General features: G+C 45.0%; 9 protein-coding genes. 6 read left to right on the top strand and 3 right to left on the bottom strand.

Translation table 11 applies throughout. The annotated features are described in order from the left end of the window. Nucleotides 1–21 precede the first annotated feature (21 nt). From ACYIA1_RS17450 to ACYIA1_RS17460, 3 genes are all read right to left on the bottom strand, one after another. Entirely contained in the window at nucleotides 22–3,210 is a 3,189-nt protein-coding gene (locus ACYIA1_RS17450; RefSeq protein WP_048927039.1) for a SusC/RagA family TonB-linked outer membrane protein, read from the bottom strand. A gap of 436 nt (nucleotides 3,211–3,646) precedes the next feature. After that, nucleotides 3,647–3,865 (bottom strand): hypothetical protein, encoded by a 219-nt coding sequence (locus tag ACYIA1_RS17455; RefSeq protein WP_005863339.1) that lies wholly within the window; start codon nucleotides 3,863–3,865, stop codon nucleotides 3,647–3,649. A gap of 49 nt (nucleotides 3,866–3,914) precedes the next feature. Further along, complete coding sequence (locus ACYIA1_RS17460) at nucleotides 3,915–5,717, bottom strand: T9SS type A sorting domain-containing protein (RefSeq protein ID WP_480336107.1); 1,803 nt, start codon at nucleotides 5,715–5,717, stop codon at nucleotides 3,915–3,917. A gap of 73 nt (nucleotides 5,718–5,790) precedes the next feature. On the opposite strand from ACYIA1_RS17460, the gene hflX reads away from it, so the two are divergent. The 6 genes from hflX to ACYIA1_RS17490 all read left to right on the top strand — a co-directional run bounded on the left by hflX (nucleotide 5,791) and on the right by ACYIA1_RS17490 (nucleotide 12,286). Then, nucleotides 5,791–7,002, top strand: coding sequence for a GTPase HflX (gene hflX / locus ACYIA1_RS17465; RefSeq protein WP_005859898.1), 1,212 nt, complete (start codon nucleotides 5,791–5,793; stop codon nucleotides 7,000–7,002). A 21-nt stretch (nucleotides 7,003–7,023) separates the two neighbouring features. Continuing rightward, nucleotides 7,024–9,012 carry a DUF4954 family protein gene (locus ACYIA1_RS17470; RefSeq protein WP_480336109.1) on the top strand — a complete coding sequence of 663 codons (1,989 nt, stop codon included), beginning with the start codon at nucleotides 7,024–7,026 and terminating at the stop codon, nucleotides 9,010–9,012. A 5-nt stretch (nucleotides 9,013–9,017) separates the two neighbouring features. Then, complete coding sequence (locus ACYIA1_RS17475) at nucleotides 9,018–9,899, top strand: AraC family transcriptional regulator (RefSeq protein WP_005863332.1); 882 nt, start codon at nucleotides 9,018–9,020, stop codon at nucleotides 9,897–9,899. Between the two features lie 97 nt (nucleotides 9,900–9,996). Next, nucleotides 9,997–10,554, top strand: coding sequence for a glucose-6-phosphate isomerase (locus tag ACYIA1_RS17480; protein WP_005863330.1), 558 nt, complete (start codon nucleotides 9,997–9,999; stop codon nucleotides 10,552–10,554). 3 nt (nucleotides 10,555–10,557) lie between these two features. After that, nucleotides 10,558–11,517 (top strand): ROK family protein, encoded by a 960-nt coding sequence (locus ACYIA1_RS17485; RefSeq protein WP_008772980.1) that lies wholly within the window; start codon nucleotides 10,558–10,560, stop codon nucleotides 11,515–11,517. After that, on the top strand, nucleotides 11,498–12,286 hold the full coding sequence (locus ACYIA1_RS17490) for a glucose-6-phosphate isomerase family protein (RefSeq protein ID WP_480336112.1): 789 nt from the start codon (nucleotides 11,498–11,500) through the stop codon (nucleotides 12,284–12,286). Before ACYIA1_RS17485 ends, ACYIA1_RS17490 begins: the two co-directional genes overlap by 20 nt. The last annotated feature ends 8 nt before the right edge of the window (nucleotides 12,287–12,294 follow it).

The following is a 12,294-nucleotide window of genomic DNA, read 5'->3' on the forward strand; positions in this document are numbered from 1 at the left end:
TTGTTTGTTGTTGTTTGATGATTAAAAACTTACGTTTACTCCAAAGGTGAAGGTGCGGGATAACGGATAGATGCCGCGGTCCACACCCATATCTAGGTTACGGTAGTCACTGGAGTAACTTTGCAATCCCACTTCCGGATCGATACCGTCGTATCCGGTGATCGTGAATAAGTTGGTTGCTTGCGCATAGATATACAAGCTATTGAACTTAATCTTGGATAGGATGGACTGAGGTACGGAATAACCGATTTTCATGTTCTTTAAGCGAACGAAAGAAGCGTCTTGCACATAGTAGGACGAGGGCCGGATGTTATTGTTCGGATCGTCCATGGTGACACGGGGTATATCCGTATTCGTGTTGGTCGGTGTCCATGCGTTAACGACACGGCTGTTTTTGTTGTATTGCGATTGATTGTAGAAATCACCCACATAACGGGTCAAGTCGTATACATCGTTTCCGAACATTCCCTGAAAGAATAGACTGAGGTCAAAATTATGGAAGTTGACTCCTAATGTAAGGCCTGCCGTGACATCGGGGAGCGGGTTACCGATATAGTCACGGTCGTTACCGTCTATTACGCCATCTCCGTTTACGTCTACGAACTTGATATCACCCGGTTTTGCGTTAGGTTGGAGCAGTTCGCCTTTATTATTGGTATATGATTTGATCTCCGCCTCGCTCTGGAATAAACCGTCTTCTTTATAAGCGTAGAAAGAGCCGATTGGTTGTCCGATGGCGGAACGAGAAACCTCTTGATCGAAGTTGAGGGAGTGAATCACGCTGGTAGGCAGTCCGATATAGGAGACATCACCGTCTAATTCAGTCATCTTGTTTTTGATAGCGGACATATTGAAGGCGACATTGAACCCGAAATCTTTATTGATGCTCTTATTGTAGCTGACCTCAGCTTCGAAACCCCGGTTACGCATTTTCCCGACATTGTCCCATACCGTTTGGTTCGTACCCCCCACGGTACCGATCAAGGGACGCTCCCATAATAAGTCCTTGGTATCTTTGTTAAACCAATCCAGCACAACGGTTAGGCTGTTATCTAGGAAGCCTAGATCCAGCCCGACATTAGTTTGCGTGGTGGTCTCCCATTTCAGGTTTGCGTTACCGTAACGGGTTTGGGTGTATCCGGTTGTCACGGAACTTTGGCTACCGTCGATCGGATAGTTGGAGTGGTTCGGATTACTCATGTAAGAATCGATCGTAGAATAAGCCGGGATATCAGAGTTGCCGTTTTGTCCCCAACCTATGCGGACTTTCATGTTGCTGATAGCCGGAATATCATAAAACGGTTCGCTACTGATACGCCAGCCTGCGGAGACAGCCGGGAAATTACCCCATTTATTGTTACCAAGTTTAGAAGATCCGTCACGTCGGAACGTGGCTGCGAATAAGTAGCGGTTGTCAAAATTATAATCAATTTTACCGAAATAAGACATCATCTTGGAAGTAAAGGCAGAACCTGCGTTCTTCTGGGAGCCACTATCGCCCGCATCGAGGAAATGGAAGTTATCGTCATCCGAGGCAAAGCCTTCACGGGAGGCGGAGAAGTATTCCTCTTGATAACGGTTTGTCTCGATACCTAATAAGGCTCCGATCGTATGTTTATCGAATGTCCGTAAATAGTTTAACGTGTTCGTGAATACCCAATTGAAGTTCCAACGGTTTTGCGTGCTCAACGTACTCAAGGGTTGCTGGGTGTTCAATTCGTTGTATTTGGCCTTGAAGCTTCGTTTATACAGGTTTTTGTAATCCGCTCCGAAGTTGGTCTTGAAATAAAGTCCCTCTAGGATATTCAGTTCGGCGAATAGATTACCGAATAGACGGGTGGTACGATCTTTATTATCCTTATTACGGTATAATTCGCCTAACGGGTTGGAGATGTCGGCGATCGGGTTGCTGCCGAAATTCCCGTCCAGATCGTAAACAGGGGTAATGGATACGGTCTTATAGGCGTTGTATAACATACCTCCCAGTGCGGCGTTATTGGTGACCGAGGTTCCCCACGCATGTGATAATGTGGCGTTCTCACCGATTTTCAAACGATCGTTGAAGAGCTTGAACTCATTGTTGAAACGTCCGGATATACGTTCGAAACCAGTATATTTCATAAGACCGTCTTGGTTGAAATAGCCTAGGGAGAACAAGTGGCTGCTAACTTTATCTGCTTTCGCCAGAGAGAGGTTATAGGACTGGACCATGGCTTTTTGCATGATCTCGTCAACCCAATCCACGTCTCCCGAGGGAAGGCGGTGATCTGCGTCAAGGAATTCCGGAATTACGGCGGTCTCGCCGGAGCCATACACGTCGCTTACTGGTGATTTCCCGTCGTTACGCTGTGCCTGCCATAATAAGTCACCATATTCTTGGGCGTTTAGCATACGCATCTGTTTTGCCGAGGTTTGTACTCCCACGTAAGCGTCTAGGTTTACCCGGAAAGTACCTTCCTTCCCTTTTTTTGTACTGATGATAACCACGCCGTTTGCCGCACGTGCGCCATAGATGGAAGCGGAAGAAGCATCTTTCAATACCTGCATACTTTCGATATCATTCGGGTTGAGAAAATTGATGCCGCCCTCTACTGGTACGCCATCGATGATATAAAGCGGATCATTGTTACGGATCGTGCTGAAACCGCGTACACGTACCGCTACGCCTCCGCCGGGCATATTATCCGGGATTACGTTTACGCCGGACAATTTACCTTGCATCATTTGATCTACACTGGATACCGGGGTATCTTTCAGATCGCCTACCTCCAGTACGGAAACAGCACCGGTAAGGTCTTTTTTCTTCTGTACACTATAACCTACCACGATAACCTCGTCTAGGTTCTGGGTGTCATCCTGCAATTGGATCGTGAGGGGAGAACCATTCCCGGCTGGAATCTCCTTGGTGTTATAACCGATATAAGTAACGACCAATATGCTTTGCTTGTTTTGCAGCGAGAGAGAAAATTTGCCGTCAAAATCGGTTACGGCTCCATTTGTAGTCCCTTTCTCAATCACGTTAGCCCCGATAATTGGTTCTCCGTTCGTATCGGTGACTACGCCACTTACCGTGAATGTCTGTTGAGTGATCGTCATTCGTCCAGTAACGTTTGGCAGATCCTCCGCCGATGCCGCATTGATTGGCTGTAAGTATGCTACGCCTAGCAAAAGAGCGGGAATCGCCATCGTAAAGTAATTTCTGTTGTCCATCCTTTTGTCCTTAAAATATATTAGAATTAATCTATTTTTTCAGAACGCAAAGGACGTGTGATTATATTACGATGATATGTCTATGTTATTAAAAATATGTTCACGATTGTATTGCCTTTCAGGGATATGACGATTAGGCTACGATTACAAAAATGATATTGGCTGTCTTTTGCGTATTGGTTAATGACGTTTTAGTACTAGTGAATAAAATGTAAGAATTATGAAAGTAACTCATTTTAAGAAAGTAAGCGAAACAAGTGGTGTGTGTGTCCTGTTAAGATTGTACTTATTTATAATCGAATAATTTATACTGTGCGTAGTCTTTATGAGACATTCAAGTAGCCTGTGAAGGCGAAAAAGCAGTAATATTAATACTAGTGTAATAAAATAAAGTTCATTCAGCCTGTTCTTCTGTGAAGAAAAACAGGCTGTGTTTTTATTGCTTGGCAGGATCATCGTCTTTATTCCACTTATCTCGCATTCTCAGACGTTTGACTTGCAGATAGCGTAGAAGGATGATGATGACGAGCGTAGCGCCGATCATCAAGAAATATTCGGTATAATTGTTTCCGGGATTGTTTCCCGGCCAGCCGATGATACTCATTACGATTAAGTAAACAAGTAAGGCAATTGTTGTGATATTGATCTTCTTCATATTCGTTTTATTCTAAAAACAGGGCAAAGATATAAGATTGTTTCGGGCTTTAGGAGGTTAAAACGCATTTGTACTGTGCCCGATAATGTTCTGTTTGAATAATTAAGATATATAAACCTTGTGGGAGGGGAATCGGGAGGATAGGGTTCCCTGCCTGTACCGCTTGCGTGAATACTAATATGCCTGCCGGAGTAAACAGTTCGACTTTACCGGGGGATGGAAGATTAGTAATGAATAAAGTCTTGTTCTCTAGCTGATAGCTTAATTCCGGAAATGAAAAGGCTTGATTGGAAACAGGGGAATCTTGTCGGGCTTGAGGTTCCGATGTCGGGAAAGATATGGGTGCGTTCGTTGATAATAATTTATAATTGGCTGGTTCGGATGTATTATATACAGATAGGCTGGTACTTTTATGCGCTTTGACAAAGAAAGCGGAGAATGGAGGGATGGCGAAATCGCTACCGATCACGTAGGGTTGGTAGGTGGAGCCGTCATATATATAAATGTATCCGTCTAAGGCCGAGTTTGATTCTATTTGACTAAGAGCTAAAGGAGCCGGCAGAGGATTACCGCATAGATACCAGCCGTTGTGATTCTGGTTCTGGCTTTGGTTGTTAATGCTTACCGGAATAGAGGCTTGACCGTTTTTTCCGAAATCTATAGGGATATCTTTTGCTTTCGAGGAGAAACGGAGGTTCTGGCGATCGGCGGAGGCGTCAATAGCGATTAGGTATCCCTTGTTCTTCTTGAAGATGGGCTGGGATGTATTGATTATTGTTTGTGGTATGACTTCCCAGTTGTTGGAAGGGCTTTGTGAATTAGCTCGCTTTTCTCCGTTGTAGGTTTGTACGTAAAAGTAATTACCGTTTGTATCGCTTTTGTCATCACCCAGTTGGAAATCCGGGTCTATGCCGGAAGCGAATACATCGAAGGGGAAGGAGATAAAATACCATTTGCCTTTTTGAGCGAAGGTCTTCTCGATTGTTATTTTGCCGGAGATGTTAATAGTTCCAGACGATCGCAAGGTGGAGGAAGACGCCAAGATACCATCATTAGGATAGATGGTAAGGTTATTTGCGGATAGATTTCCGGTTGGTAAAATATGGATATTTCCATTGCCAATAAAGATATCTTTACAGCTGATATTTGTATTTATGGAGATATTGCCGTTAATCAAGGCGTTGCGGTGACGGTAGGCGGGTAGGTGGCTCCAGCGATCCTCATGGTTCCAATCGCTGTTTCCGGTAAATAGGGAATAGGTAGGAATCATGCCGTGTGCGTAAACGCTGTCTACATAATAATAGCCGTTTTTGGTATTGGCGGCCTGTGTGGGGACGATAATATCCAATCCCGGGGGATTGCTGCCTATATCCGTCTTTTCGAATGAAGCAGTAGCATCGTCTTTATTTAAAGTTATGATCGACACATATTCTGGTTTGTTAGGGCGGTAAGTCTTAACTTGCATCTTTTCTCCGAGCATTAAATGGATGCCCCCTTTCCGTATACTGATTTTTATATCTTGATGATCTGTTAACGTGAAATGCTCGAAAGCCGCTTGCGTATTCATTGGCATTCGTAACCCGTAGTTTCCGTGGCTGTTAGGAATATTTTTCACGCCGGAGATATCTTCAATAAGGGCTTCACCTGTAATGGCATAATCCCAATTATCAGTCGGAAGTCCCTCAAATGTCTGCATCCGAAACGTATCCCGGATAGATATATTTGCGTTACTTTGCACAAAGCTTTCCCATGTAGACGGATTTGAAACTTGTGACTGGATAAATTGTTGTACGAATAGGAATGCCGTACAAGCGACAACGCATCTGGATAGATGCCAAATTCTCTTTTTCATAGCTAAGTTGATTTATATTTGTAAATATGTTCGCAAATATACGTAAATAATTGAAATAATATATCTTTGTGGCATGAAAGAATTTATCATATCTGAGGCACAGACCGAGAAGGCCGTTTTGGTGGGTTTGGTTACCCCTGAGCAAAATGAGCAAAAAGTTAAGGAATATCTGGACGAATTGGCTTTCTTGGCCGATACGGCAGGGGTGGATGCGGTAAAGCGTTTTACCCAGAAAATGGATTACCCGAATTCCGTCACTTTTGTCGGGACCGGTAAATTGCAGGAAATTAAGGAGTATGTGGTAGAGAATGAGATCGGTTTGGTGATCTTTGATGATGAGCTGAGTCCGAAGCAACTCCGTAATATTGAGAAAGAATTGCAGGTGAAAATCTTGGATCGTACGAGCTTGATCTTGGATATCTTCGCTAGCCGTGCACAGACCGCCCATGCGAAGACACAGGTGGAGCTTGCACAATATAAATATATGTTACCCCGCTTGACTCGTCTGTGGACACACTTGGAGCGTCAGCGAGGCGGCGTAGGTATGCGTGGTCCGGGTGAGACACAGTTGGAGACTGATAAACGTATTATCTTGGATAAGATCGCACGATTGAAGAAAGAGCTGGTGGATATTGACAAGCAAAAAAGCGTACAACGGAAAAACCGGGGTAAGATGGTACGTGTAGCGTTGGTCGGATATACGAACGTAGGTAAATCTACCTTGATGAACTTATTGAGCAAGAGTGAGGTCTTTGCCGAGAATAAGTTGTTCGCTACGCTAGATACGACCGTACGCAAGGTAATTATCGAGAACTTGCCGTTCTTGCTGTCTGATACGGTCGGATTTATCCGTAAGTTACCGACCGAGTTGGTGGAATCTTTTAAATCTACCTTGGATGAGGTACGGGAGGCGGATTTGCTGGTACATATCGTGGATATCTCACACCCGACTTTTGAGGAGCAAATAGAGGTCGTGAACCGTACGTTGGCGGAGATCGATAAGACCGAGAAACCGATGATCATGGTTTTCAATAAGGTGGACGCATTTACCTTTGTCCCGAAAGAGGAAGATGATTTGACCCCTCGTGGTCGTGAGAATATCGATCTGGATGAACTGAAACGTACGTGGATGGGAAAATTGCAAGATAATTGCATCTTTATCTCCGCCAAGGAACGTACGAATATAGAGGCGTTGAAAGAGATGTTGTATGAACGGGTCAAACAAATCCATATCACCCGTTTCCCTTACAATGACTTCCTCTTTCAGCAATACGATGAAGAGTAGAGTCTTACAAAATTAGTACCAATGAATCATTTGAGAAATTTGCGGCCGGATGAGATCGCCACCTTGCGATCTCAGGCTTGCCGGGCCGATGATTGGAATCAAGTTTGGGTTCCAGAAGTGTTTGATATTGAATATGTGAACCACGTACGTTTTTCAGGAGTGGTTAGGTTAGGAGCCTTTCGTAAGGTGTTTACCCTGCCGGGAGGATTGGTAAAGCATAGCGGGCTTCGTCATGTTACCCTACATAATTGCACGTTGGGGGATAACGTGTTGATTGAGAACGTACAGAATTATATCGCTAATTACCGGATCGGTGATGACTGCTTTATCCAGAATATAAATGTTATGTTGGTGGAAGGCAAGGCTACGTTCGGGAATAATGTCGAGGTGTCGGTCTTGAATGAGACCGGCGGGCGTGAGGTTCCGATTTACGATGGCCTGTCGGCTTCATTGGCTTATATTATAGCATTGTACCGTCATCGTCCGGCCTTGATCGAACGCTTGCGGGATATGATTACCGCTTATACGGAGGGTATCGCCTCTACGGAGGGAACGGTTGGCGATAAGGTCAAGATTGTCAATACCGGTACGATCCGTAACGTGAAGATTGGTGATTACGCGACCATAGAGAATAGCGCACGTCTGGAAAATGGTTCCGTAAATAGTAAGAGAGAGGCCCCGGTATTTATCGGGGATAGTGTGATTGCGCAAGATTTCATTGTCTCTTCGGGAGCCAAGATCGCGGATGCCGCTAAGATTATCCGTTGCTTTATCGGACAGGCTTGCCAAGTGACGCATAACTTCTCGGCCCATGATTCCTTGTTGTTCAGCAACTGCGCTTTCGAGAATGGGGAGGCTTGCGCTATTTTCGCCGGTCCGTTTACGGTGTCTATGCATAAGAGTAGTTTGTTGATAGCGGGAATGTATTCGTTCTTGAATGCGGGAAGTGGCTCCAACCAGAGTAATCATATGTATAAGCTGGGACCGATTCATCAAGGGATCGTGGAACGTGGTTCCAAGACTACCAGCGACTCGTATATCCTTTGGCCGGCCCGTATCGGCGCTTTCTCTTTGGTAATGGGCCGCCATCATCATCATAGCGATACTTCCGATATTCCATTCTCCTATTTAATAGAGAAGGATGATGAGACTTACTTAGTCCCGGGAATTAATCTTCGCAGCGTAGGTACGATCCGTGATGCCCAGAAATGGCCGAAGCGTGATAAACGTACGGACCCGGATCGCTTGGATATGATTAACTATAATCTATTGAGTCCCTATACGATCCAGAAGATGCTGAAAGCAGTAGATATCTTGAAAAACCTACAAGCATTGGTTGGAGAGACTTCCGAGATTTATTATTATCAGAATACTCGTATAAAAGGTTCCTCCCTCCGGAATGCGTTGAACTTTTATGGCATGGCAATTAATAAGTTCTTTGGTAACTCGTTAATCAAGCGTTTGGAAGGTACGACCTATTATTCTATGGAAGAGGTCTGGGAGCAATTACGTCCTACGGAATCCAAAGGCTCCGGAGAATGGCTGGACTTGGCGGGCTTGATCCTCCCGAGGGAACCGCTAGATGCCTTGTTGCAAGATATCGAACAGGGGGAAATCGCTTCCTTAGAGGATGTGGAATGCTTTTTCCGTTTGGTTCACGGACGTTATTATTCCTTGGAATGGACATGGGCCTACGAGATGATCGAACGTTATTATGGGGTGGATCTCCGTTCGATTTCCGCCGCGGAGATTATTGATCTGGTTCGTCGTTGGCAAGAATGTGTGATCCGCTTGGATGAGATGCTTTATGAGGATGCCCGTAAGGAATTCTCTTTGACTTCTATGATCGGTTTCGGTGTGGATGGTTCCAACAAGGAAAAACAACAGGATTTCGAGGGTGTTCGAGGAGATTTCGTGAATAACCCGTTTGTTACCGCCGTGCAGGAACATATCGTGAATAAACGGGCACTTGGGGATGAACTGATCGAGAGGTTGAAACCTTTAGTATAAAGCTTATGAAACCATTATTTCAAGAACTGCCATTCCCGATAGATAGTCACATTCATTTCTATGTGGAGGATCTACCGCATTTTATAGTGCCTTGGCACTACCATCCGGCTATTGAGATAATGTATATCACAAGTGGTACGGGTACTCGCTTTGTCGGGGATCATGTGGAAGGATATTTCGAGGGCGATGTTTGTATGATCGGCCCTCAACTGCCACATGAGTGGAGAAACGACCCTGTTTATTTCGATAAGAGTTCCGGCTTGCGGGCTACTTGTATTTGCTTGTTCTTCAAGCGTCAGATTTTTGAACCTAATTTAATCCGTCTTCCGGAGATGAATAATATCCGGGAATTGATAGAGCGTTCCCGTAGAGGGATTAAGTTTGTGGGTAAGTCCCGGAAGAAGATTGCCGAGCTGATCAGCCAATCCGCCAATGAGACGGGAGCGAGTAGGGTGATCAAATTGATTGCTTTACTGGAATTAATGGCAACTTCCGAAGAATATGAGATATTAGCCAGTACGGGGTTTACGGAAACGGTCAACTCGGATGATTTCGAGCGTTTCAATAAGGTCTATAAATATCTGGTGAAGAACTTCACGTCTCCAGTGAAGCTGGAGGAAGTCGCCGCTTTGGTAGGTTTGACTCCGACCGCTTTTTGTCGTTATTTCAAGAAACGGACCAAGAAGACTTTCGTGGAGTACCTGAATGACATGCGCATAGGACACGCGAAAAAACTATTGATAGAGGGAAACCTGAAGATATCCACGATTAGTTCCGAGGCCGGATTCAATAATCTATCCAACTTCATCGGCCAATTTAAGAAAACCACGAATATGCTTCCATCCGAGTACCAGAAAAAATATAAGGAGCGCCTGGATGGAGAATAAGGACAGGATTTCATAGTTGTTTGGAAAAATACTAAAATAAAGCCCAAGGTATTCGATCTATTTTTGCGATATAAGTTGTATCGTAAAATAGAATATCATGGAACATAAAAAGATTGTAATCCCATCCTTGTCATTTTTTCAAGATGAGCTAAAGGGGGAAGGTGTGGTAAAGAGCCGGAGAACTTTAGGCGAGCTTGCCGGAATTTTTGAGAATCAAGATGCTTATTCCCAATTACCATTAGATCAATTAGCATACGAGGTATATAGTTATTTACCGGAGCGGGAAGGCTCTCCGGGAGGACTTTATTTTGGTATTACTCAATTATATCCGGGAAAGGTGGGAGATGAGTATTTCATGACGAAAGGCCATTTTCATCAACAAGAGGATCGTTCGGAGTATTATTGGGGATTGGAAGGCGAAGGTATGTTGATCTTGATGGACCGGGAACGGAATACGTGGGCGGAAAGGATGATGCCGGGTAGCCTGCATTATATACCGGGCGGTGTAGCGCACCGGGTAGCTAATACTGGAAATAGCGTGTTGTCATTTGCCGCGTGCTGGCCTTCGGATGCCGGGCATAATTATGAAGAGATCGCGAATAAGGGCTTCTCGGCCCGATTGGTAGAAGTGGACGGTACCCCTAAATTGCGATAGCTTATGTATACGATAGCGATAGATTTAGGGGGGACGGTCGTAAAGATCGGACTATTGTCTGATGGTGAGATCGTAGACTGTGTGAGATTACCTTCCCGTCTGGCTCTGGGATTAGCTCCGAACTTACCTAAGATAAAGGAGGCGATCGATCGGTTGTTGGCCGCTTGGCGTATTGATGTGGCGGCGCTTCGTTGTATCGGCCTGGCTTTTCCCGGGCTGGTAGATCCAATTCATAACCGGGTAATCTCTACGAATGAGAAGTATGATGATGCCTGTTCGATTAGTCTGGATAAATGGGCATGGGAGAATTGGGAAGTTCCTTTCTGCATGGATAATGACGCTCGTTTGGCCGTAGCTGGAGAATGGTGGCAGGGTGCGGCCCGGGGAAAGAACAATGTAGTCATGATGACAATCGGAACCGGTATCGGTACGGGAGTCGTGATTGATGGACGGCTTCTGTATGGACAGCATTTTCAAGCGGGTTCTTTGGGAGGACATTTTGTGTTGGATTATAAGGGCCGTCGATGTTCATGCGGGAATAAAGGCTGTGTAGAAGCTCTGTCTTCCTCTTTCTTCTTGCCGACCATTATCCGGGAGCATGCCCTTTTATCGGAATCATTTAAGCGAGATGCGGATATCTATGATTTCAAGCGCATTTTTAGGTTGGCGCAGGAGGGGAATACAGACGCTTTATTGATTAGAAACGAATGCATGGATATCTGGGCATCGGCGATAATAACCTATATACATGCTTATGATCCGGAAGTGGTGATTCTGGGAGGGGGGATTTTAAAAAGCCAAGAGGTAATCATTCCTTATATCAGTAAGCGAGTGGATGAATTAGCTTGGTGTCCTTCCGGGAAAGTCCCGATTGTCCCGGCAATCTTGGGCGATGACGCCGCTTTATTCGGCTTGGAGTATTTCATGGTAAAACAACAGCAAAATGAACGGATTTGTATTTGATAAAGGAATTGATATAACACCGGTTCAATCGCTTATGGGGTTTACCTATGGGGCGGGTGTATTTGGTCCGGAGGTCGAGATTCGCCGGCTGGAAGATATACGGGCTAGTTTGCGTGATCCTCAATGCAAGGGACCGGAGCAGGTTTACTCGATCGCTATGGATGTCGGCAAAGAAGAACATCGTGCGTTGCTGAATAAGTTACATTTGTTATTCGGGGTAGTGACATATAGCGCTGGTAAGTTGGGGCAGGAACCGGTCAGAAGCCAAGGGCATATTCACAAGATTTCTCCTTATAGCGGTTGGTCTACGCCGGAAATCTATGAGATTTGGTCGGGAGAGGCGATTATTTATATGCAGGAGTATGCGGAGGATCAGCCGGGTAGGTGTTATGCGGTGCATGCCTTTCCGGGGGATGTGGTAATCGTACCGCCTTATTGGGTACATGCGACGATTAGCGCGAATCCGAGGTTGCCTTTGACTTTCGGGGCGTGGTGCGATAGGGAATATGGCTTTGTATATGAGGGGGTTCGTAAGCACAAGGGAATCGCTTGGTTTCCTGTGTTTAATGGACGTGATGAATTAGAATGGATCGCAAATTCGATGTACGATTCCTCTCATTTGATTTGTAAATCTCCTTCGGATTATATTTCTTTAGATATTCGGAAAGGGGTATCTATTTACAGACAATTCGAGGAAAATCCGGAGATTTTCTTATATGTGCCTAATCCGGCGTTGAAGGCGGAGGTATGGCGTGATTTCGAGCCTTGAGTTTATAG

The organism is Parabacteroides sp. KHUB-02 (assembly GCF_056640955.1).

Coding starts and splice junctions, on each gene's coding strand:
- ACYIA1_RS17450 (WP_048927039.1), bottom strand. CDS start 3,210: ATGGACAACAGAAATTACTTTACGATGGCGATTCCCGCTCTTTTGCTA.
- ACYIA1_RS17490 (WP_480336112.1), top strand. CDS start 11,498: ATGAACGGATTTGTATTTGATAAAGGAATTGATATAACACCGGTTCAA.
- ACYIA1_RS17455 (WP_005863339.1), bottom strand. CDS start 3,865: ATGAAGAAGATCAATATCACAACAATTGCCTTACTTGTTTACTTAATC.
- ACYIA1_RS17485 (WP_008772980.1), top strand. CDS start 10,558: ATGTATACGATAGCGATAGATTTAGGGGGGACGGTCGTAAAGATCGGA.
- ACYIA1_RS17460 (WP_480336107.1), bottom strand. CDS start 5,717: ATGAAAAAGAGAATTTGGCATCTATCCAGATGCGTTGTCGCTTGTACG.
- hflX (WP_005859898.1), top strand. CDS start 5,791: ATGAAAGAATTTATCATATCTGAGGCACAGACCGAGAAGGCCGTTTTG.
- ACYIA1_RS17470 (WP_480336109.1), top strand. CDS start 7,024: ATGAATCATTTGAGAAATTTGCGGCCGGATGAGATCGCCACCTTGCGA.
- ACYIA1_RS17480 (WP_005863330.1), top strand. CDS start 9,997: ATGGAACATAAAAAGATTGTAATCCCATCCTTGTCATTTTTTCAAGAT.
- ACYIA1_RS17475 (WP_005863332.1), top strand. CDS start 9,018: ATGAAACCATTATTTCAAGAACTGCCATTCCCGATAGATAGTCACATT.